Annotated in this window: 17 protein-coding genes and 3 tRNA genes; 18 read left to right on the top strand and 2 right to left on the bottom strand. The window is 62.4% G+C overall.

Going from position 1 to position 21,291, the window contains the following annotated elements; translation table 11 throughout:
- The first annotated feature begins 119 nt into the window (after positions 1–119).
- From A7W11_RS01235 to A7W11_RS01205, 7 genes are all read left to right on the top strand, one after another.
- Positions 120–2,216, top strand: a complete 2,097-nt coding sequence (locus tag A7W11_RS01235) for a GumC family protein (RefSeq protein ID WP_066406683.1) — start codon at positions 120–122, stop codon at positions 2,214–2,216.
- Positions 2,217–2,230: 14 nt separating this feature from the next.
- Positions 2,231–3,205: a DUF6492 family protein gene (locus A7W11_RS01230; protein WP_066406681.1), complete on the top strand. Its 975-nt coding sequence runs from the start codon at positions 2,231–2,233 to the stop codon at positions 3,203–3,205.
- A 540-nt stretch (positions 3,206–3,745) separates the two neighbouring features.
- A complete protein-coding gene (locus A7W11_RS01225) occupies positions 3,746–4,444 on the top strand; it encodes a response regulator (RefSeq protein WP_066406679.1) in 699 nt (232 codons plus the stop codon).
- A 55-nt stretch (positions 4,445–4,499) separates the two neighbouring features.
- A complete protein-coding gene (locus A7W11_RS01220) occupies positions 4,500–5,876 on the top strand; it encodes a sensor histidine kinase (RefSeq protein ID WP_066407336.1) in 1,377 nt (458 codons plus the stop codon).
- Between the two features lie 102 nt (positions 5,877–5,978).
- Complete coding sequence (locus A7W11_RS01215; protein ID WP_066406677.1) at positions 5,979–6,983, top strand: Bug family tripartite tricarboxylate transporter substrate binding protein; 1,005 nt, start codon at positions 5,979–5,981, stop codon at positions 6,981–6,983.
- 128 nt (positions 6,984–7,111) lie between these two features.
- Positions 7,112–7,549 (top strand): tripartite tricarboxylate transporter TctB family protein, encoded by a 438-nt coding sequence (locus tag A7W11_RS01210; protein ID WP_066406675.1) that lies wholly within the window; start codon positions 7,112–7,114, stop codon positions 7,547–7,549.
- Complete coding sequence (locus A7W11_RS01205) at positions 7,546–9,069, top strand: tripartite tricarboxylate transporter permease (protein WP_066406674.1); 1,524 nt, start codon at positions 7,546–7,548, stop codon at positions 9,067–9,069. Before A7W11_RS01210 ends, A7W11_RS01205 begins: the two co-directional genes overlap by 4 nt.
- Before the next feature lie 145 nt (positions 9,070–9,214).
- Here the strand turns inward: A7W11_RS01205 and A7W11_RS01200 are convergent, their stop codons facing one another.
- The gene (locus A7W11_RS01200; RefSeq protein ID WP_066406673.1) at positions 9,215–10,387 is read right to left on the bottom strand and encodes a pyridoxal phosphate-dependent aminotransferase; all 1,173 of its coding nucleotides are present in this window, start codon (positions 10,385–10,387) and stop codon (positions 9,215–9,217) included.
- Between the two features lie 345 nt (positions 10,388–10,732).
- Here A7W11_RS01200 and A7W11_RS01195 point away from each other — a divergent pair, with 345 nt between their 5' ends.
- Positions 10,733–10,939: a cold-shock protein gene (locus tag A7W11_RS01195; protein ID WP_066124644.1), complete on the top strand. Its 207-nt coding sequence runs from the start codon at positions 10,733–10,735 to the stop codon at positions 10,937–10,939.
- A 2,118-nt stretch (positions 10,940–13,057) separates the two neighbouring features.
- Here the strand turns inward: A7W11_RS01195 and A7W11_RS27835 are convergent.
- Positions 13,058–13,219, bottom strand: coding sequence for a hypothetical protein (locus A7W11_RS27835; protein WP_156522958.1), 162 nt, complete (start codon positions 13,217–13,219; stop codon positions 13,058–13,060).
- A gap of 1,200 nt (positions 13,220–14,419) precedes the next feature.
- On the opposite strand from A7W11_RS27835, the gene mnmG reads away from it, so the two are divergent.
- From mnmG to A7W11_RS01145, 10 genes are all read left to right on the top strand, one after another.
- On the top strand, positions 14,420–16,339 hold the full coding sequence (gene mnmG, locus A7W11_RS01190; protein WP_066406672.1) for a tRNA uridine-5-carboxymethylaminomethyl(34) synthesis enzyme MnmG: 1,920 nt from the start codon (positions 14,420–14,422) through the stop codon (positions 16,337–16,339).
- Positions 16,336–17,001, top strand: coding sequence for a 16S rRNA (guanine(527)-N(7))-methyltransferase RsmG (gene rsmG / locus A7W11_RS01185; protein ID WP_066406671.1), 666 nt, complete (start codon positions 16,336–16,338; stop codon positions 16,999–17,001). The genes mnmG and rsmG overlap by 4 nt, the downstream gene beginning before the upstream one ends.
- Before the next feature lie 21 nt (positions 17,002–17,022).
- The gene (locus A7W11_RS01180) at positions 17,023–17,829 is read left to right on the top strand and encodes a ParA family protein (RefSeq protein WP_066406670.1); all 807 of its coding nucleotides are present in this window, start codon (positions 17,023–17,025) and stop codon (positions 17,827–17,829) included.
- 26 nt (positions 17,830–17,855) lie between these two features.
- Positions 17,856–18,680 (top strand): GNAT family N-acetyltransferase, encoded by an 825-nt coding sequence (locus A7W11_RS01175; protein WP_066406669.1) that lies wholly within the window; start codon positions 17,856–17,858, stop codon positions 18,678–18,680.
- Between the two features lie 21 nt (positions 18,681–18,701).
- On the top strand, positions 18,702–19,625 hold the full coding sequence (locus tag A7W11_RS01170) for a ParB/RepB/Spo0J family partition protein (protein ID WP_066406667.1): 924 nt from the start codon (positions 18,702–18,704) through the stop codon (positions 19,623–19,625).
- Positions 19,618–20,601 (top strand): asparaginase, encoded by a 984-nt coding sequence (locus A7W11_RS01165; protein ID WP_066406666.1) that lies wholly within the window; start codon positions 19,618–19,620, stop codon positions 20,599–20,601. The genes A7W11_RS01170 and A7W11_RS01165 overlap by 8 nt, the downstream gene beginning before the upstream one ends.
- Positions 20,602–20,689: 88 nt before the next feature.
- Positions 20,690–20,776: transfer RNA gene (locus tag A7W11_RS01160), tRNA-Tyr, on the top strand.
- A gap of 153 nt (positions 20,777–20,929) precedes the next feature.
- Positions 20,930–21,003, top strand: a tRNA-Gly gene (locus A7W11_RS01155).
- A gap of 10 nt (positions 21,004–21,013) precedes the next feature.
- Positions 21,014–21,088: transfer RNA gene (locus tag A7W11_RS01150), tRNA-Thr, on the top strand.
- Positions 21,089–21,150: 62 nt separating this feature from the next.
- On the top strand, positions 21,151–21,291 hold a 141-nt coding region (locus A7W11_RS01145), incomplete at its 3' end, for a GTP-binding protein (RefSeq protein WP_230846631.1).

Below are 21,291 nucleotides of genomic sequence, written 5' to 3'. Positions count from 1 at the left end.
CGGCGGGTGGTGGCTAGGCATGGATCCGATCCGACAGCATTGCGGCGCATCCCGAACCTGAAGGTTGTATGGTTATTTCCACTAGAACTAGGCCTGACCGCAGCAATGCGGTCGCCAGTTTGACCATCCGAGATCATCTCAACACCTTTTTCTACTACCACAAGGTCGCTGCCACGGCATTCCTGGTCGTGGCCGTGCTGGGCGTGATCCTGGCCATGACCGTGCCCATTCCCTATCGGGCACAGTCGACGCTTCTGGTGCTCTTCGCCGGTTACTACGACCAATCCGCCGGCGGGCGGGGGGGCATTCCCGTGGCGCCAGCCATCGGCGAACTGGTCAGTGTCGAAGCGCAGATCCTGGACAGCCCCGAACTGCACCGCGAAGTGGTCATGGCCAGGCTGGGGCCCAACAACTCCGATCCGCTCGAGTTCGACAAGCAGGTGCGCGAGTTCGAGTCCCGGTTCCATCTCGAACAGAACGATCTCGCCAACACCCTCAACCTGTCCTACTACGACGTGGATCCGAAGCGGGCGGCAGCCACGCTGGAAGACCTGCTGGCGCGCTATTTCAAGCAGCGCGCGACGATATTCACCTCGGGCCGGACCGCGATGCTGGCGGGACAGCGCGACCAGGCCAGAAGCCAGCTCGACCGCGCCAACGCCGAACTGCTCGCCTTCCAGCAGGAGCACGGTGTCGTCAATATCACCGATCAGATCTCGCGAGCCGTGGCGCTGGAGAACCTGCTCGTCCAGCGCAAGATGGAGAACGACGCCGCGCTGGCCCAGGACCGCGCCGGGCTGCAGGCGCTGCAGGCCAGCACCGCCAATGTCAAGTCGGACATCCTGCTGTTCAACGACAACGCCGAGATCGCCCGCGCGCTGGCCACCATGCAGATTTCACTGCTGGATCTGCAGACACGCCGCGCCGAGGTCGCCTCGCGCTACATGGACGACTCGCCCTTCGTAAAGCAGCTCGACAAGCAGATCGCCGACCTGCGGGCGAACATCGCCAAGAACAAGCAGCAGATGATTTCCGCCAGCCGTGTCGGCCACAACAGCTATTACGACACGGTGCAGGATCGGCTCGCGGGCCTGCAGACCACCATCGCGGGGCAGGCCGCCCGCCAGAAGGAACTCGAGGCGCAGGTCGCCGAAGCGCGCGGCCGTTCGGAAAGTCTGATCGCCGTGGCAGGCAAATTGCGTCAGATGCAGGCCGACCGCGACCTGCTGGCGGAAAACTTCAACACGGCCGCCCGCCTGTATGAACAGGTCAATATCCAGCAGGAACAGGCCAGCAAGGTCAACAGCACCAACGTCCGCGTCATTCAGCCGCCGGTGACCCCTTCGCAGCGCAACATCTCGCGGGGGTTGCTGGTCGCCGCGGCCCTGGTCGCGGCCATCGTCATTTCCGGTCTGATCGTGCTGCTGCGGGCCACGATGCGCGAGACGTTCCTCAGCCCGGAACAGATCGAACGTTCGCTGCTGCTGAGCGTGCTTTGCGCACCGATCACCGGGCGCCGTACCGCACCCTCGGGGTCGGCAGCACCCTCGCCCCGCAAGTTGACGACCTCGTCCGCGCATGCGGACTACGGACGTCTCGCTTCCGCCATCCATTTCAGCTCCAATGCCGCGTCCAAGACAGTCGTCATGCTTGCCGCGAACGACGGCGAAGGCATGAGCCGGCTCATGCAGGGCCTGGCCCTCGAACTGAGCGGCCGTTCGGCCCGGCCAGTACTGATCCTGGACATGACCTCGGCCAAGAAGCGGCCTTATGGCGAACCCAATGCCCAGGGCCAGATCGACTGGCCCGACGTCGAAGGGGCCGATCAAGAATTGATCGTCTACGTGGCCAAGCCGGTACTGGATCTCGAATTCAGCCAGGTCTCACGGCAGAACATCGTGGTCGCGTGGGCCCCGGACTCCACGCAACAGGCCTCTTGGCAGTACGCCTCGGGCCTGTTCCAAAGCCTGAAGCAGGACTACGCCTACGTGCTGGTCCACGCGCCGTCTTCCACTCGCTCCTTCCATGGCGTCGAAAATGCCGCACGGGCAGATGCCGTGGTCCTGGTGATCCAGGCCGAAGCCACGCGCAAACCCGTGGCGCAAACCCTGAAAGATCAGGTGCTCGACTCGGGCGGCAACATCATCGGCGTCGCCATGACGAACCGCCGCGCCTACATTCCCGGCTTCTTCTACCGGCTTTTCCTGAATAATTGAGTTCGGAGCATGTAATGACGCAAATCAGCGCCATTCTTCCTATCAAGACCCGGGGCAGACACTATGCCGACAACATCGGCCGCTGTGACATCCTGTTCGCCTCGCTGCGCCATTTCGCGGCGCCTGGGCTGTTCGCCCGGTTCGTCCTCGTCGTGCCTCACGAAGAAGTCGAGGAAATCCAGGGATACGCGAAGGCCTGGTCCGATTTTCCGGTCGTGGTCGTCGACGAGTCCCAGCACCTGGGCGTGTTCTCCGAGTTCTCGCAACGCCACCAGATCCGCAACTGGCACCGTCAGCAGATCATCAAGCTGTATGCGCCGGCCTTGATCGACACCGAGTACTTCCTGGTGTTCGACCCGGACTGCTTCGCCACGCACCCTTTCTCTGCCGATACCTTGATTCCGGGTGGCCGCGCGCTCACGCACTACATGCCGCGCACGACCGAACCGTATTACTGGGAAGCCTCGAGCAAGGTGCTCAACGTCGACCCGCATCTGGATCGCGACGGCATCTGGTGGACCCCGGCCATCCTGTCGCGCACGCTGTGCCTGAGCCTGCACAGCAAGCTGGAAGCGCTGTACGGCGAAGATTGGCGCCGGGTGCTGCTCAGCAAATACACGATCGACTGGACCGAGTACACGCTTTACTGGCTGAATGCCGAGAACGAAGGGCTGGTGGACCGCTATCACACAGTGCGCCAGCCTGGGCAGCCGACGCTGCACACCGACCAGAGCGTCTGGCATGCCGAGCAGATGAAGGAATGGAACCCGGAGCACTATTTCGGCGCGGGTAGCGACGGTCTGTTCGCGGTCGTGCAAAGCAACACCCACATCTCCCCGCAAAGCGTGGCGAAGATGCTGTCGCCGTATTTCCCCATCACCATCCAGCCTTACCAGCGCAACATCGACTGGAAACTGAAGGCTGCCGAGCTCTATTCGGCGGTGGTACGCCGCGGGCTCAAGACCTTGCGGCGCGCCTTCGGCCGCTGATCCCGCGACTGCCCCGTGCCGCCACGGTACGGGGGCAGTTGCTCATCTCCTTCCCCCCGCCAAGTCCTTTCTTTCCCGACCCGCACGCGCGAGCGCGCCATGCGGGCGAGGGCGCCTCTTCGCTCATCGGACCGGGCATTTCCTGGCGGTTACGGCGCCGTCCGACGCCATCCGGCAACGTTGGGCGGCCATTGCGGGACGGGCTCGGCATCAGGAGCCGCTGCACTATTTTGCATCCGTCACGGCAAATTCCCCTGTGGATAACTACTATGAAGCGAAGTTGTGCACAGCGTGTGGACGTGGATTGAACAAACCGGCTTTTTCTTCGCCTGTGGAAAAGTTGTTCAACTTCGACTTATCCCCAGAACAGAGTTCATGCACAAGCAAAAACTTTGGCAAGCCGATGAAATAGAATCGCTTTTTCGGGTTGATGCAGTTATCCACAGCCCTTATCCATTACCAATCTTTGTATAAAGAACAAGATAAGAGAAAACCTGAACCCATGTCAGCCAGCCGCCACCCCCTCCCGGGCGAACCTTCATGCGTATCCTCCTGATAGAAGACGAAGCCGAGCTTGCGCATTGGCTGGCTCGCAGCCTCGCCCGCCATGCGGGCTTCGTCGTGGAATGGGCCAATGACGGCGTCGTGGCCGAACGCCGGCTGACGCTGGAAGAATTCGATGCCGTCGTGCTCGACCTGGGTCTGCCTGGCATGGACGGGCACAGTCTCCTGTCGCGCATGCGCGCCAGGGACGACCGCACGCCCGTACTGGTGCTGACCGCCCGCGACTCGCTTGCCGAGCGCATCGGCACCTTGCACGAGGGCGCCGACGATTTCCTGCCCAAGCCTTTCGTGCTGGAAGAAGTCGAGGCGCGGCTGATGGCGCTCATCCGCCGAAGCCGGGGGCGTGAACATCCTCGAATGGCCCTGGGCAACCTGGTACTGGATACCGCTTCGCAGCGTTTTTCCGTGTCCGGCCAGGTGCTGGCCCTGTCGCCACGGGAACATGCCGTCCTGCGCGTGCTGATCCAGCGCAGCGGGGAGCCGGTCGCCAAACAGCAGATCCTGGATCGCATCCAGCCCGACGACAGCGAGGTCAACCTGGAAGCCGTGGAAGTACTTGTGCACAGGCTGCGGAAAAAACTGGCCGGCACGGGAGTGCAAATCGTGACCTTGCGAGGCATGGGCTACAGCCTGGAGACCGTCGTTGAAAACCCCGCAGACGGCACGTCCCCGTAACCGCACGCTGAAGGCGGTTCTCCTGGGAAGATTGATCCCCGCGCTGGTGTGCGTGATGCTGGTCGCCCTGTACCTGTCGAACCACCAATTGCGGGACCAGGTCGACCATGCTTACGACCGGTCGCTCGCTGGCGCCTTGCGATCGATCGACCACAACATATCCACAGCGAGCGGCGGCCTGGCCATGGAGCAGCCCTATCTGCTGCTCGAGTTTTTCCAACTGACGGCCAGTGGCCACGTCTATTACCGGGTCGCCACGGAAGACGGACTGGCCGAAATCGGCAACCCCGGGCTGCCATTGCCGGATGAACCTCTGATATCCGGACAACCCCGCTTCTTCTATGCCCACTACGGGGATGAAACTGTCAGGGTCGCCGCGCTGGCCCGTCCGATGGACCCGCCGCTGTACAACGACCAGGGAGGCAGGGTGATCGTCCAGGTGGCCGAAAGCCTGGAAAGCCGCACAGAGGTCCTGCAAAGCGCGCTGGTGACGTCCGTAGGCCGGGACCTTGCCGTCGTCCTGATCAGCGTTCTGGTGGTCATCTGGAGCGTTTTCAACGCCCTGGAGCCCCTGGAGCGCCTCAAGGAAGATCTGGATACCCGCCCTGCGGACGATTTGAGCCCCGTCAGCGCGTCCGGCGTGCCTGGTGAGGTCAGACCCCTGGTCGACGCCGTAAATCTCCATATGGCCCGTTTTACGGACCAGGCGAGGGTGCAAAGGCAGTTCCTGGATGACGCCTCGCACCAGTTACGCACACCCTTGTCGGTTCTGCGCACCCAGACGGCCTATGCGCTGCGCGAGGAAGACCCCGCCGAGATCCGTGCGGCCCTGTTGGGTATGCAGGAAGGGCTCGATCACGCGGTTCGCACCACCAACCAGATGCTGTCCCTGGCCAGAGCCAAGGACGCCACGTTGGCGGAAGGGAGCGCAGCTTTCGAGCCCGTCAACCTGGTCGAACTGGCCGATACCGTGGTCCGGGCACTGTTGCCGGCTGCCCGGGCGCGCCGGCTGGACCTGGGCCTGGATCTGCCCCAGTCGCCCGTCGAGGTGAAAGGCCTGGAGTGGCTGCTGCGCGAGGCCCTGAGCAACTTGCTGGACAATGCCATCCGCTATACCCCCGACAGCGGCGAGATCACCGTCCGGGTGGCGCGCGAAGCGCACGCGGCCTGCGTGGTGGTGGAAGACAGCGGTCCCGGCATGTCGCAGCTGGACATCGAACGCGCCGGCGTGCGCTTTCGCCGGGGGGCGGCAGGCAAGAAGAAGGGCGGGGCGGGCTTGGGCCTGGCCATCGTCGGCACCATCACGGAAATCCACGGCGCGAAATTGCTGATCGAGAACCGTCCGGGCCGTCAGGGACTGCGTGTGGCACTAGTATTTACCCTCGATTTGCCCAGGTTTGGTGCAATGCACCAGAAAAATGCATGGAGTTGAAAGGGTCCGGAAAGGCGGCGTTTTGTACGGTTGCCCTCCAGCGGGTGGGGCGAAGGTCCTTCCGCGCAGACCTACACCTACAAACCTGACGGAGACCGCAAGATGCAGATCCCGCTGAAAACGCGCCTCGGCGCGGCATTGGGCGCAGTCGCGCTGACCCTTCTTTCGCTGGCCCAGGCGGCCCAGGCCGCCGACGAACCCCGCCGCCCCGAGTGCATCGCCCCGGCCCAGCCTGGGGGCGGCTTCGACCTGACCTGCCGCCTGGCCACCGAAGGCCTCAAGCACAGCGGCGCGCTCAAATCCCCCATGCGCGTGGTCTACATGCCCGGCGGCATCGGCGCCGTGGCCTACAACAACATCGTCGCCCAGCACCCGAACGAGCCCGGCACCATCGTGGCGTATTCGGGCGGCTCGCTGCTGAACCTCGCCCAAGGCAAGTTCGGCAAGTATTCCGTCAACGACGTGCGCTGGGTCTCGGGCATCGGTACCGATTACGGCGTGGCCGTGGTGCGCGCCGATTCCCCGTACAAGGATCTGAAGAGCCTGATGGACGCCTTCAAGACCGATCCGACCAAGATCGTGCTGGGCGCCGGCGGTACCGTGGGCAGCCAGGACTGGATGAAGGCAGCGCTGACGGCCAAGGCGGCCGGCGTCGACTTCAAGCGCATGCGCTTCGTGGCGTTCGAAGGCGGCGGCGAAGCCGTCACCGCGCTGCGCGGCGGCCACATCCAGGCCTACATGGGCGATGCGGCCGAAGCCTTCACGATGCTGGAAGGCGGTGCGCCGATCCGCATCCTGGCCGTGTTCAACAGCGACCGCCTGCCGGGCAAGCTGGCCGACGTGCCGACCGCCAAGGAACAGGGCTACGACATCGTCTGGCCGATCATCCGCGGCTTCTACGTCGGTCCCAAGGTGTCGGACGCCGACTACCAGTTCTGGGTCGATGCCTTCAACAAGATGATGGCCGATCCCGAATACACCAAGCTGCGCGACCAGCAGGGCCTGTTCCCGTTCAACAAGACGGGCAAGGACCTGGACGACTACGTGAAGCAGCAGGTCAAGCAGTACACCGAACTGGCCGACAGCTTTGGCCTGATCAAGAAGTAAGACGCGGATCGGCGGCGGACGCACGGCAGCGGGCCGCATGTCCGTCGCGCGTACCGCACATTGCCCGACGGCGTCTCACGATGGCGCCGCGGGCGGCGCTTTCGCGCCAACTCCAGGAACCATTGATCATGAATGATCGGATTTTGGGCGTCTTCGCCCTGCTCCTGGCCGCCTTCATTACCTGGGGCGGCTGGGACATCGAGGCGCCGTTCTCATACGAACCCGTCGGTCCGCGCGCCTTCCCCATGCTGCTGGCCGTCATCATCGCCCTCTGTGGGCTGTGGCTGGTCTTCAAGGGAGGCCAGCGGATGGAAGCGAATCCTCCCGGCGCCAACGGCCGCATCTTCATGATGGTGGTGTACGCCGCGATCTACGCGCTGTTGTTCCAGTGGCTGGGCTTCGTGCTGGCCACCGTGCTGATGACGATCTTCGTCGGCCGCCTGTTCGGCGGCGCCTGGGGCAAGTGCGCCCTGGGCGGCGTGGTCATGGGCGTGCTGTTCTTCCTGTTGTTCGACAAAGTGCTCGACGTCGTGCTGCCTACGGGCGTCCTTGGGGGATTGCTATGAGTGGGATTTTCGATCACCTGGCGATCGGCTTCGGGGTCGCGTTCTCGCTGACCAACCTGCTCGTCGCCGCCATCGGTTCCTTCTTCGGCACCATGGTGGGCGTGCTGCCCGGCCTGGGGCCCATCAACGGCGTGGCCATGCTGATTCCCATCGCGTTCGCGATGAATCTGCCGCCCGAGACTGCGCTGATCCTGCTGGCCGCGGTGTACGTGGGCGCCGAGTACGGCGGCCGCATCACCTCGATCCTGCTGAACGTGCCGGGCGAAGCCAGCGCGATCATGACGACGCTGGACGGCTATCCGCTGGCCCGTCAGGGGCTGGCCAGCGTGGCGCTGTCGCTGTCGGCCTGGTCGGCGTTCTTCGGCGCCATCGTGTCGGTCACCGGCATCATCATCCTGGCCCCGTTGCTGGCCAAGTGGGCATTGGCATTCGGTCCCGCCGAGTACTTCGTGCTGATGGTGTTCGCGTTCTGCTGCCTGACCAGCCTGCTGGGCAAGGAGCCCGTGAAAGGCGTGCTGGCGGCGATGATCGGCCTGTTCATTTCGGTGATCGGCGTGGACGCGAACTCCGGCGTGTATCGCTACACCTTCGACATGGTGCATCTGTCCGACGGTATCGACTTCGTGGTTGTCGTGATCGCGCTGTTCGCCGTGGCCGAGATGCTGGAAATGCTCGAGAAGGTCGTGGCCGGACAGAGCGTCGAGGTCAAGCCCAGCGGCCGCAAGCTGTTCAACCTGGCCGAGATGGTCTTCACGTGGTGGAGCGTGGTGCGCAGCGCACTGGTCGGTTTCGTGGTCGGCGTGCTGCCGGGCGCGGGTGCCAGCGTGGCGGCTGCCGTGGCCTATTCGCAAGAGAAGCGCATCAACGAAGCGAAAGATCCCAATGCGAAATTCGGCAAAGGGGACATGCGCGGCCTGGTGGCCCCCGAAGCGGCGGCGACGGCTTCCGCCATTGGCTCCTTCGTGCCGATGCTGACGCTGGGCGTGCCGGGTTCGGGCACCACCGCTGTGATGATGGGCGCGCTGACGCTCTACAACATCACGCCGGGTCCTGTGCTGTTCGACACCAAGCCCGAACTGGTGTGGGGCCTGATTGCTTCGCTGTTCATCGCCAACGTGCTGCTGTTCGTGATGAACGTGCCGATGGTGCGTATCTTCGCCAAGGTGTTGTCCGTGCCGGGCTGGTTGATGGTCCCGGGCATCCTGTGCATCAGCTACATCGGTGTGTACGCCATCAACGCCGGTTCGTTCGATCTGCTGATGGTGGTCGCGCTCGGTACGCTGGGCTACTTCCTGCGCAAGTTCAATGTGCCGATGGCGCCGATGGTGCTGGGCGTGGTGCTGGGCGACATGATGGAGCAGAACCTGCGCCGCGCGTTGTCGATCACCGATGGTGAACTCTCCGTGCTGTTCGCAAGCGGCGTGTCGAAAGGTCTGTGGGTTGCCGCCGTAGCCGTGGTGGGTGTGCCGTTGCTGATGCGTATGCTGCGCCGCAAGCGCAAGCAGGACGCCGCTGGCTGATTCGCCTGGCTGACGTTTGCAGGGGCCGCTGCCGCGGCCCCTTTTTTATGGGTCGAACGTTGATGTGCGGGCAGGCCTGGCGCGTTCGCGCGATGCATCGTGATGCCGAGCTTGCCCGATTGGTTGAGGCCTAAAACGAATTGGTTCAGGCCTTAACTTTCTTCAGGCGTTCTATTGCGCTGTCCAGCGTGGCATCGCGTTTCGCGAAGCAGAAACGCACGATCTGGTGGTTCGATTCGGCCGCGTCGGGATCGCGATAGAAGGCCGATACGGGGATCACGGTGACGCCGTGTTCGACCGTCAACTGTTGTGCGAAATCGCCTTCTTTCTGCTGCGACAGCGCGCTGTAGTCGGCCAGCATGAAGAACGTGCCGGGACTGGGCAGGGGGCGGAATTGCGTATCCGCCAGGCCCGCGGCCAGGCGGTCGCGCTTGGCCTGGTAGAAAGCCGGCAGATTCAGATAAGGCTGCGGTTCCTTCATGTACTCGGCCAGTGCGAACTGCATCGGCGAGGGCACCGTGAACACCATGAACTGGTGCACCTTGCGCAGCTCGGCGCTCAGTTCGCGCGGCGCGCAGCAATAGCCGATCTTCCAGCCCGTCGTGTGATAGGTCTTGCCGAACGACGAGATGATGAAGGCATGCTGCGCCAGCAGTGGCCGGCGCGCCAGGCTGTTGTGCGGCACGCCGTCGAACACGATGTGCTCGTACACCTCGTCGGACACCAACAGGATGCCGGTGTCGCGCACGATGGCTTCCAGCGCGTCCAGATCGCTTTCCTGCAGCACCGCGCCGGTGGGATTGTGCGGGAAGTTCAGCATCAGCAGCCGCGTGCGCGGCGTGATGGCGTCGCGCACGCGTTGCCAGTCGATCCGGTAGTACGGATCCGCTTCCGTGGGAGGACGCAGCGGCACCGGCACCGCCGTGCCGCCCGCCAGGCGGATGGCGGGCAAGTAGGAGTCGTAGCAGGGCTCGATCACCACCACTTCGTCGCCCGTATTCACCGCGGCCAGCACCGTGGCCATCAACGCTTCCGTCGCGCCGCTGGTCACGGTGATTTCTGTTTCCGGATCGTAGGCATGGCCGTACAGGGTCTTCACCTTGTCGGCGATGGCCGCGCGCAGCGGCGCCACGCCAGGCATGTAGGGATACTGGTTGTGCCCCTCGGCCATGGCCTTGGACACCAGTTCGCACAGCTTCGGATCCGGATCGAAGTCGGGGAACCCCTGGCCCAGGTTGATGGCCTTGTGCTCGATGGCCAGGCGGCTCATGACGGTGAAGATGGTGGTGCCTACGTCGGGGAGTTTTGAACGGATCATGGGGGGAGTGTGTCAGCGTGATGCGGTCGGCCGGGCAGGGCGTTCGCGGCCCTGCCTGATGGATTATTGGGAGGGATGATACGTCTTCCCCAGAGGGGCGGCGCAGAGCCGGGAGCGCCTTATAGGGAACTGAAAGAAATTCGACATTGGGGTAAACAGCTAGTTGTATCCCGCCAGGGGCCTGAGTATGCTGCCCCTGCAGTTGACTCAAGCAGTGCGCAAGCTTGGTTGCAGTATCCAGATTGGCCTCACGCCACTTCCATGGGCGTCCCGCCCGCCAGGTTGTAGGTCTCAGCGTCCTTGATTCACTTGCATTTCGTTTTTCATCATCTGGACGCTATACAAATGGCTCAAAAAGGCAAGGTCAAGTGGTTCAACGCTGACAAAGGCTATGGTTTCATCACGCCGGACGAGGGTGGCACGGAAGTGTTCGCTCATTTCTCGGCGATTCAGGGCCGCGGCTACCGCAGCCTGAACGAAGGCCAGGAAGTCGAATATGAAGTGAAAGACGGCCCCAAGGGTCCGCAGGCCGCGGAAATCCGCCCGCTGTAATCCCTGCCGGCTTTCCTGATAAGGCGCCCCGGCGCCGATCTTTGACGCCCCACCCGTTGCTGACGAGTGGGGCGTTCATGTTTGTACCTGTACAAATTGAGGCTCCCTATCACCCGTTTGGATTACGCGTAGTCCCTCGGCCCGTTCTGTGGATAACTTGAGGTAGGCGGTGTGCTTGACCTGATTTCACAGCAGCCACGTCAGTGAGTTCCGGACAACGGCGTAATACAGTTTTACACATGCTGGATTGTCTTTCTGCCCAAGCGTAAGAGATTCCTGATGAAGTCTGTGAGTATCAAGAAATGGGATATTGACAGTCCGATCTGCCGCTTTTTAGCCTGAAATACCGCACCTCGTGCGCTTATATGCCTATGTGGTGGGATTTTCTCTAACTGAGCAGATGTCACGTCCCGCACAGCGACCCCCTTCGCCAAACCTTGTTCCTCGTGTTGCTCACATAGATATCCACAAACTTTCGAGCTTTTGTAGCGTCGGATTCGGCGCCCCAAGTTGGGTCCAGGCTTGTGGATATTGTTGGGGATTAACTGGCTTTGGCTGTTCATCGTGGAACAAGTCTGTGGTGCGCGCTGATGCGTGTCAGGGATATTTTGTCCACAGCCGCCCATCGGATGGCATGCCCATCTCTTTGCCGACGTCCAAGGTTCGGTTTCTCCACAGCGTGAGTATTTTCGAACGGATTCCGCGAGCAATGTGTGTCTCGGCTCGAGCCTGCCTATCGAAGCGATAGCGCATGCCTTGGGGTATGGACGGTTTCACGTGGAACGATACAATTGGCTTTATTTGTGTATCTATTTGTTATTGATACTTTATATCGATAATCGTCAAGACCGAGATTGAGTGCATAGCCGTTTTAGTTGCCGGCTGCGCGTGTGCTCGGTCGTTGGCTGTGGATATCGGGCAAGTCATTCTCGGCGCAGGATGTTGGCAACTCGATTTGAGGTTATCAACAGCCGTGCCGTTGGACGGCATGGGCGAATATCTGCCATTGTCCCCAGGAGGGGAAGAGGATTGCGGTAAGTACTCCACAGCAATGATTCGGGCCTGTGGACATCTGATTGATGCTACAGGTCGCTGCCCTTGCTGGCGAATGGGGCAATCCATTGGCTCCATCCAGGCTGGGGATAAGTATGAACCTGCACTCCTGTTGCCCGGCCGGATATTGAAGGAATGAGATGTCCACAGGTGATGCGTTACTGACGGAGAAGGACGGTGGTTCTCGGTTGTTCACAGCCGACGATTCGATGACGATTCGATCGTTCAAGTCGATAAGCCTGGCCATCGCCAGACCAACGAGCCGCCCGGACCAGCAGGTTTGCCGTCTTTCGGCAGCCCGGTCCGCTGGCAGTCCGGGCGATGCGAGACATACGGTATTCGTGCGCTGCACCGGTTTCATCCAGGTCGGCAGGCTTTACTGCTGAAGGACCCGCTGCCCAGGGAAATGGTGGAGATCGGCCAGAGGGCTGGACTTGAATAGATCGGCGATTCGTCGAGACATGGCTGGGGCAGGGATCGGAATCGTTTCTGTGCCATGCGTATCCGGTTGTCGGTGGCGGAGCAAGTCCGCTCCCGTTCTGTCGAGCGCCCTTTGGACAGCCGGAAAAAGGGATGCCCGCAGGCCAGTTCGTCTTCACGTGAAATGGTCATGGTGATGCCGTTGTTGTCGTCTCCGATGCAGATTGTTCGTGAGTCCGACGGGCATATGGCAAAGCTGGCGGAGAGAATCTCAGAGCCCCCATGCCGGATAGCCGAAGGCTGTTGCTGCGGAGTGCGTAGTGGCAGGCATGGTCCTGTGCTTGATCGGAGCGAGTGTGCTGTCCCATAGGTACGTCGGCATGGGTCAGGGCTAGGCGCGCGAACCCCAGTGATACCCGTTGGTCTCGCGGGGATTCGCAACGACGCCATGACACAACCAGCGCGTTTCGTATCGGCGTAACTATGGGACCGCACATTGGACCTGGCGTGCTGGTTTTTTCCGGTTGAAGTAGGGAATGGACGTACACGTTCATGCTGGCTCGGGGGGATAGGCCGTCTCGCTTGCCCGCTTGTGGCCCGCAGCGTGCTGGGAGCTTCGGATTTCGGATGCCTGGTTAGGTGGGGTCACACCTCGGTTATGTCGTCGAAGCAAAGGGCGTCGAGCCCGGTCTGTGCGGGGGCCGCCTCATGGTTGGATTCGCCTGACGTTTCCGGTCTTCTTGCCGAACCGTATTCGATATAGGTCGAGGTCGATTCAGGCGGCGGGGCGGCCCAGGTGATGCGCATCTGCGCTGGGGCTAACCTAGCTCTCCGGGTTGAGGGATGCTGGGAGTAAGCGAGACGACTCGGGGAGTGGGCTTTGAGTATCTCTGTCCTGGGATAGGATTGCCTGACCTATCGAACCGGCCTGGTATCGGGGGCAGGGTTCGTCCACCCAGGAAGTTGGTGCAAATCCAAGAGGTTCGGCTGTTCAGTTGTTTGCTCTGCTGCGTAGCCGTCTTGTCCATATTTGCCCATCAGCCTCTTGGCTTTCTCCCTCGAATTGTGCTCCTCGCGTGCTTTGATAAATCCGGTATCTGGAGATGGATATCCTCATCATCCACTGGTCCCATAGAGGTCCTCATTGAAGTGCTGCACCCTGATCGGGTCGATGGATATGCCTGGGCTTAGGTAGTCCGATGTCAGCTGATTGGATTAGCCATGAGTGACATGGGGAGGCGCTGCAGGTCCTTTCAACGGGTTGGTGTGACTTGGCGTTCCCAGATTTTCCGGTGCCGCATAGGAGCACTGGAAGATGATCGAATTGCGGCTTCTGGCCGTGTCATGCGGGCGGCTAGTCGATGTTTCACGTGAAACATACAGCCGGTTTCGGCGGAATGGGTTGAGGGAAAACCTAGCGGGCGATTTGCCACGCATCAAAAGATGGAATCAACAAGTAGGGCATCGGGGGCCAAGCGTCACAGCGCCATGCGCGATAGGGGGCGACCTAGGTCATTAGACGATGGCCATACCTGTCCAGATGTCATTACAGGTATTCGCCCAAGAGGGAGGTTCACCTTCAGCCTTCCTGTCAGAGTCGATGCCCTATCAGCAAGGCTAGCTGCTCGGGCCTATTGTTCCTGCAGAATCAAGACAAGGTTGAGGCAGGATAGGAAGACCTGACCAGGGGATCGAAGCCACCGGCATCAATCCCTCGCTCTTCCATCATGCTCCTTCGGCTCTATCGAAGAGAGCACATAGATCTGCCAACCCGTACTCCCATCCCGAAATAGGCATCCTCAGAAGCAGGCATCCTCAGGGACGGACCCTCCAGGCGTCTGGCGCTTCCCAGACGGACCTGCTTCCAATGTTCCACGTGAAACATCACCCCGATAGTGGCCAAACCGCCGCACCAATCCAACTAGCCACCGGCTACTCCCATGTTTCACGTGAAACATCAATCCGCTGCGCCTATAATGAACACCAAGCTCTTTATCTCTGCCCATCATGGATTTCCCCCGCGAATTTGATGTGATCGTCGTTGGTGGCGGTCACGCTGGTACGGAAGCCGCTCTGGCTTCTGCTCGTACCGGCGCAACCACTTTGCTTCTCACCCATAACATCGAGACGCTGGGACAGATGTCCTGCAACCCCTCGATCGGCGGGATAGGGAAGGGCCATCTCGTCAAAGAAGTGGACGCGCTGGGCGGAGCCATGGCTATCGCCACGGACGAAGCGGGTATCCAGTTTCGTATTCTCAATGGCTCGAAGGGACCTGCCGTCCGAGCCACGCGTGCGCAAGCCGACCGAGTGCTGTATCGCAAGGCCATTCGTACCCGCTTGGAAAACCAGCCCAATCTGTGGCTGTTCCAGCAGGCCGTCGATGACCTGATGGTAGAGGGCAACAAGGTGGTCGGTGCGGTGACGCAGATCGGCCTGAAGTTCCGGGCCCGCTCGGTAGTGCTGACTGCCGGCACGTTCCTCAATGGTCTCATCCACGTCGGTCTACAGAACTACTCCGGTGGCCGCGCCGGCGATCCGCCAGCCACCTCGCTGGGAGCGCGGCTAAAGGAATTGCAGCTGCCGCAAGGCCGCCTGAAGACCGGTACGCCGCCGCGTATCGATGGTCGCACCATCAACTACAGCATCCTCGAAGAGCAGCCCGGCGATCTCGATCCGATCCCCGTGTTCTCGTACCTGGGCAATGCCGCGATGCATCCGCGCCAATTGCCGTGCTGGATCACGCACACCAACGCGCGCACCCACGACATCATTCGTGGTGGACTGGATCGGTCGCCGATGTACAGCGGCGTGATCGAAGGAGTGGGCCCGCGGTATTGCCCCTCCATCGAAGACAAGATTCATCGCTTCGCAGACAAGTCTTCGCACCAGGTCTTTCTGGAGCCTGAGGGTCTGGATACCCACGAGGTCTATCCGAACGGCGTGTCGACCAGCTTGCCCTTCGATGTCCAGCTCGACCTGATCCGCTCATTGCCGGGCTTGGAACAGGCGCACATCCTGCGGCCTGGCTATGCCATCGAATACGATTATTTCGATCCACGTGGGTTGAAGTCCACGCTTGAAACCAAGGCTATCTCGAATCTGTTTTTCGCTGGCCAGATCAACGGCACCACGGGCTACGAAGAGGCCGCCGCGCAAGGCTTGCTGGCCGGCGTCAACGCGGCACTGCTTGCGCAAGGCAAGGAACCCTGGACGCCGCGCCGCGATGAGGCCTACCTTGGCGTGTTGGTCGATGATCTGGTTACCCGCGGCGTCACCGAGCCCTATCGCATGTTCACGTCGCGTGCCGAATATCGGCTCAGCTTGCGTGAAGACAATGCAGATCTGCGATTGACGGAAATCGGCCGAAAATTGGGCCTGGTCGATGACGTGCGTTGGGATGCCTTCAGCCGCAAACGCGATGCGATCGAGAATGAATTGCAGCGTTTGAAATCGACGTGGGTCAATCCTCGTCTGTTGCCCGCCGAACAAGCCGAAGCATTATTGGGCAAGGCGATTGAACGTGAGTACTCACTGTCAGACCTGCTTCGCCGCCCGAACGTCAGCTACACCCGCCTGATGCAGGCGCGCCGGGACGACGGCGAGCTGCTGGCCGGCCCCGGCCTGGGCGATGACGAGATCCTGTCGGAACAGGTCGAGATCCAGACCAAATACGCCGGCTACATCGCCCGCCAGCAGGACGAGGTGCAGAAGCACGCCGCACACGAGCAGCAGGTGCTGCCCGCCGACCTCGATTACGACGCCGTGACCAGCCTGTCGTTCGAAGTTCGCCAGAAGCTCAAGACGCATCGCCCCGAAACCATCGGCCAGGCGGCGCGCATTTCGGGCGTCACGCCTGCTGCGATCTCGTTGCTGTTGATCCATCTCAAGCGCTTGCACTACAGCGCGCGCAAGCAGGCCGCATGAGTCCAGCAGAAACCCTCACCGCCGACGCCCTGGATCGGCTGACCGCGGCTTGCCAGCAGATGGCGCTGGATGTCCTGCCGCAGCAGCTCGACACGCTGCTGCGCTACGTCGCGCAGTTGCAGCGCTGGAACCGCACCTACAACCTCACCGCGATCCGCGATGGCGAGCAGATGCTGGTCCATCACGTGTTCGACAGCCTGGCTGTCGTGCGTCCGCTGGCCGGCGTGCTGGGCGAGCAAGCGACCATCATGGACGTGGGATCGGGCGGAGGATTACCGGGCGTTGTGCTGGCCACGCTGCAGCCTGGCTGGCAGGTGACGTGCGTGGATGCCGTGGACAAGAAGATGGCTTTCGTGCGTCAGATGAGTGGCTCGCTCGGCCTGCCGAATCTGCAGGCCAGGCATGCCCGCATCGAAGCGCTGGAGCCCGCCGGCTGCGACATGGTCGTGTCGCGGGCGTTCGCCTCGCTCGAGGATTTCGCGGCATGGTCCGGCCGTCACGTGCGAGAGGATGGCGATCTGGTCGCCATGAAAGGCAAGACCCCTGATGCTGAAATCGACGCCTTGCATGCGCAGGGCGTGTGGCAAGTGCAGCGCATCGAACCGCTGACCGTGCCCGAGCTGGATGCCCAGCGCTGCTTGATCTGGATGCGCCGTCGCTAAGAATCGCCAAGAAGGAACCCAATGACCACCAATCCGCCCAGCCAGTCCGCCCGCATCTTCTGCATCGCCAATCAAAAGGGCGGCGTGGGCAAGACCACCACCGCCATCAATCTCGCGGCGGGTCTTGCCACGCAAGGGCAGCGAGTGCTGCTGGTCGACCTCGACCCGCAGGGCAACGCCACCATGGGCAGCGGCATCGACAAGGGCACGCTGCACGCGACCTTGTACCAGGTGCTGATTGGCGACTCGTCCATCGAGAATGCGCGCGTGCGTTCCGAACCGGGTGGTTACGACGTGCTGCCCGCCAACCGCGAACTGGCTGGCGCCGAGATCGACCTGGTCGAGATGGAAGCGCGCGAGCGTCAGTTGAAGGAAGCCATTCTCACCGTGGCCGAGCAGTACGACTTCGTGCTGATCGATTGCCCGCCCACGTTGTCGCTGTTGACGTTGAACGGCCTGGCCGCCGCGCACGGCGTCATCATTCCGATGCAGTGCGAATACTTCGCACTGGAAGGCCTGTCCGACCTGGTCAACACCATCAAGCGCGTCCATCGCAACATCAACAGCGACCTGCGCGTGATCGGTCTGTTGCGCGTGATGTTCGACCCGCGCATGACGTTGCAGCAGCAGGTCTCGGCGCAGCTCGAGGCGCACTTCGGCGACAAGGTGTTCAAGACCGTGGTGCCGCGCAACGTGCGCCTGGCCGAGGCGCCCAGCTACGGCATGCCCGGCGTGATCTACGATCGCGCCTCGCGCGGCGCCCAGGCTTACATCTCGTTCGGCGCCGAGATGATCGAACGCGTCAAGACGATGGACGCATCGATCTGACCATCATGGAAAGCAGCTCTCCTGTCATGCCGGTGCAAGACGCGCCGCGTCCCGCATTCGTGCGGGACGCGGCGCGAGGCGAGCTGCTGCGTCTCGAGGAAGCCGCGCTCAACGCCACCGCGGTTCGCCAGCAGATGCTGTATGAAGGCTGGCTGGTGCGCTGGTCGCCCTCGCGGGTGAAGCGTGTGCGCAGCATCAGCGTGTTGGGCTTGTCCACAACAGGGCTCGACGAGCGCCTGGCCCATTGCGCCGATTGGTATGCGCGCCATCGCCTGCCGCTGCTGTTCCGCCTGACGTCGCTGTGCGCCGATCCCTCGCTGGACGGTGCATTGCAGGCGCGCGGTTTCATGGCATACGAGCACACGCGCGTGATGGCAGGTCCCATTCCTGCCGGCACATCGCCCTTGTCTACAGCCCTGCGCGTGGAACCGGTGGACGCGCAAACGTTTTGCACGGCAGTCGGCCGGTTGCGCGGTTCAAGCGATGTGGATATCTCCGAACACGCCGCGCGCGTCGACGCGCTGGCCGTGGACAAGCTGTGCGTGCTGGCGCGCGATGCGCAGGGCGACTGCATCGCCGCGGCGCTCGCCGTGTTCGATGGCGGCCTGATGGGCATCTTCGACGTGGTCACGTCGGCCCAGCGGCGAGGGCAGGGCATCGCCACGCAACTCATGCACTACCTGATGGCCAGCGCATCGCGGCGCGGCGCGCGCCAGGCGTATCTGCAGGTCGAGCCACAGAACGTGGCGGCGCGTGCGCTGTATGCGCGGTTGGGCATGTCCGACCGCTACGAATATTGGTATCGATCTTTGCCTGATGGCGGCCGCCTGAGCCCGCCGAGCACCCGTTGAAAGAAAGAGGAACTGCACTTTATGGCGACCAAAAAACCCAAGGGACTCGGCCGTGGCCTGGATGCATTGCTGGGTGCGGATTCGCCCGTGATCGACAACATCGGCAAGGCGCCCACGCCGCAACAGCAGCCCGAAGGCCCGCCCACGGTGCTGCCGGTCACGCGCATGCGCGCCGGCAAGTACCAGCCGCGCACGCGCATGGACGAAGGCGCGCTGGCCGAATTGGCCGAGTCGATCCGCACCCAGGGCATCATGCAGCCCATCCTGGTGCGCGCGCTCAAGGCTGAGGGCGAGGGCGAATACGAAATCATCGCGGGCGAACGGCGTTTTCGCGCGGCGCAGCTGGCCGGCCTGAAGGAAGTGCCGGTGCTGGTGCGCGAAGTGGCCGACGAGAACGCGGCCGTGATGGCGCTGATCGAGAACATCCAGCGCGAAGACCTCAACCCGCTGGAAGAAGCCCACGGCGTGCGCCGTCTGCTGGACGAGTTCGGCCTGACCCATGAGCAGGCCGCGCAAGCCATCGGGCGCTCGCGGTCGGCCACCAGCAACCTGCTGCGTCTGTTGAACCTGGCTTCGCCCGTGCAGACGATGCTGCTGGCCGGAGATGTCGACATGGGCCATGCGCGTGCGCTGCTGGCCGTCGATGCCGCCACGCAGATCCAGTTGGCCAACCAGATCGTCGCCAAGCGCCTGTCGGTGCGCGAAGCCGAGAAGCTCGTCGCCCGCACGCAGAAGGATGCCGAGGAGTCGCCGCGCAAGAAGAGCATGGGCGCGTCGCGCGATGTGGTGCGTCTGGAAGAGGCTCTGTCCGATCACCTCGGCACGCGGGTCTCGCTGAAGATCGGCGCGCGCGAGAAGGGCCAGATCGTGATCGACTTCCATGGCTGGGAACACCTGAATTCGTTGCTCGAGCGCCAGGGCCTGTCCGGAGTGATCGATGCCTGACGCCGCGTTGCCCTCGATCGCGCTGCTGGCGACCGGCGGCACCATTGCCGGCGCGCAGACCGGCCAATCGTCCGGCGCCTATCGCGCGGGTTCATTGCCCGTCGAACAGCTGCTGTCGGCCGTGCCCGGACTGGATCGCCTGGCGCGCCTGCAGGCCGAGCAGGTGGCCAGCGTGGGCAGCCAGAACATCGGGCTTGACACCTGGGCCGTGCTGGCCGAACGCGTTGCCGCCCTGTGTGCCGACGAGGCCGTGGATGGCATCGTCATCACGCATGGCACCGATACGCTGGAAGAGACCGCGTACCTGCTCAGCCTGGTGCTGCCGTGGACCAAGCCCGTGGTGCTGGTGGGCGCCATGCGTCCGGCCACCGCGTTGGGTGCGGATGGTCCGGCAAACCTGTACAACGCCGTCGCGCTGGCCGCGCATCCGCATGCCGCCGGGCGTGGGCCGCTGGTGCTGATGAACGACGAGATCCACGAAGCCTCGCTGGTGCAGAAGATGTCCGCGAACGGTGTGGATGCATTCGAATCGCCGAATGGCGGGCGCGCCGGCGCGATGCATGCGGGACAGCCGCATTTCGTGCGCGCCGCGGCTGCGTGGGCGCACGCGCAATATGCCTTGCCTGAAGGCGAATGGCCGCGTGTGGACATCGTGTATGCCTATGCAGGCATGGACGGCGCGTTGATCGATTCCGTGGCCTCCTGGGCGCGTGGCATCGTGCTGGCTGGCGTCGGGGACGGCAACGCGTCGGATGCCGCGCTGCAAGCCCTGGAACGCGCGGCGGGGCAGGGCGTGGCGGTCGTGCGCGCCACCCGCACGGGCTCGGGCCGTGTGGGCCGCAACGTCGAAGTGGATGACGATGCGCGAGGCTTCATCGCCGCGGGGGAACTGAACCCCCAGAAAGCCCGCATCCTGCTGATGCTGGCGTTGGCAGCGGGCGTGGAACAGGCCGCATTGCAGCCGATATTTGGCTAGCGAAGAAAATTTTTGCATCAAGACGCTGAAAACCCCTGACCTGGTTTGACACAGCGTATCGAACCATGCATAATCTCAAATCTTCGCTGGAGGGGTGCCCGAGTGGTTAAAGGGGGCAGACTGTAAATCTGTTGGCCTTGCGCCTACGTTGGTTCGAATCCAACCTCCTCCACCAAAGAATCTTGTAGTCAGCCAGGCTGTTCGCCAAAAGCAACTTGCTTGTGGCAGCGGCAAGGTAAACAGGCCCAGGTGCAGTCTGCCTGGCTTTTGTTTGCCAGGCGGCTGGCGGCAAGTGCGTAGATTTAAAAGCAGGTGAACGGGTAATGCCGCGGGTGTAGCTCAATGGTAGAGCAGAAGCCTTCCAAGCTTACGACGAGGGTTCGATTCCCTTCACCCGCTCCAGGTTTTACATGCCCATGTGGCTCAGTGGTAGAGCACTCCCTTGGTAAGGGAGAGGTCACGCGTTCGATCCGCGTCATGGGCACCAAGAATTCCCGCTAGTCCTTCTCTTCAAGTCAGAAGCTTCAATCCCCAAGTCAGGAGTCAGCCATGGCAAAAGGCAAGTTTGAACGTACCAAGCCGCACGTGAACGTGGGTACGATTGGTCACGTTGACCACGGCAAAACGACGCTGACGGCAGCGATCACGACGGTTCTGTCGACGAAGTTCGGCGGCGAAGCCAAGGGCTAC

Origin of the sequence: Bordetella ansorpii (genome assembly GCF_900078315.1) — a bacterium.
Classification (GTDB): domain Bacteria; phylum Pseudomonadota; class Gammaproteobacteria; order Burkholderiales; family Burkholderiaceae_B; genus Bordetella; species Bordetella ansorpii.
The sequence above is the reverse complement of the archived record's forward strand: the minus strand, read 5'-3'. Positions and strand labels throughout refer to the sequence as shown.

Bases quoted from the DNA above. Each gene is read 5' to 3' on its own strand.
- A7W11_RS01220 (WP_066407336.1), top strand. From the start codon at position 4,500: ATGCTGGTCGCCCTGTACCTGTCGAACCACCAATTGCGGGACCAGGTC.
- A7W11_RS01200 (WP_066406673.1), bottom strand. From the start codon at position 10,387: ATGATCCGTTCAAAACTCCCCGACGTAGGCACCACCATCTTCACCGTC.
- A7W11_RS01225 (WP_066406679.1), top strand. From the start codon at position 3,746: ATGCGTATCCTCCTGATAGAAGACGAAGCCGAGCTTGCGCATTGGCTG.
- A7W11_RS27835 (WP_156522958.1), bottom strand. From the start codon at position 13,219: ATGCGCATCACCTGGGCCGCCCCGCCGCCTGAATCGACCTCGACCTAT.
- A7W11_RS01215 (WP_066406677.1), top strand. From the start codon at position 5,979: ATGCAGATCCCGCTGAAAACGCGCCTCGGCGCGGCATTGGGCGCAGTC.
- A7W11_RS01170 (WP_066406667.1), top strand. From the start codon at position 18,702: ATGGCGACCAAAAAACCCAAGGGACTCGGCCGTGGCCTGGATGCATTG.
- A7W11_RS01195 (WP_066124644.1), top strand. From the start codon at position 10,733: ATGGCTCAAAAAGGCAAGGTCAAGTGGTTCAACGCTGACAAAGGCTAT.
- rsmG (WP_066406671.1), top strand. From the start codon at position 16,336: ATGAGTCCAGCAGAAACCCTCACCGCCGACGCCCTGGATCGGCTGACC.
- A7W11_RS01175 (WP_066406669.1), top strand. From the start codon at position 17,856: ATGCCGGTGCAAGACGCGCCGCGTCCCGCATTCGTGCGGGACGCGGCG.
- A7W11_RS01210 (WP_066406675.1), top strand. From the start codon at position 7,112: ATGAATGATCGGATTTTGGGCGTCTTCGCCCTGCTCCTGGCCGCCTTC.
- A7W11_RS01205 (WP_066406674.1), top strand. From the start codon at position 7,546: ATGAGTGGGATTTTCGATCACCTGGCGATCGGCTTCGGGGTCGCGTTC.
- mnmG (WP_066406672.1), top strand. From the start codon at position 14,420: ATGGATTTCCCCCGCGAATTTGATGTGATCGTCGTTGGTGGCGGTCAC.
- A7W11_RS01230 (WP_066406681.1), top strand. From the start codon at position 2,231: ATGACGCAAATCAGCGCCATTCTTCCTATCAAGACCCGGGGCAGACAC.
- A7W11_RS01165 (WP_066406666.1), top strand. From the start codon at position 19,618: ATGCCTGACGCCGCGTTGCCCTCGATCGCGCTGCTGGCGACCGGCGGC.
- A7W11_RS01180 (WP_066406670.1), top strand. From the start codon at position 17,023: ATGACCACCAATCCGCCCAGCCAGTCCGCCCGCATCTTCTGCATCGCC.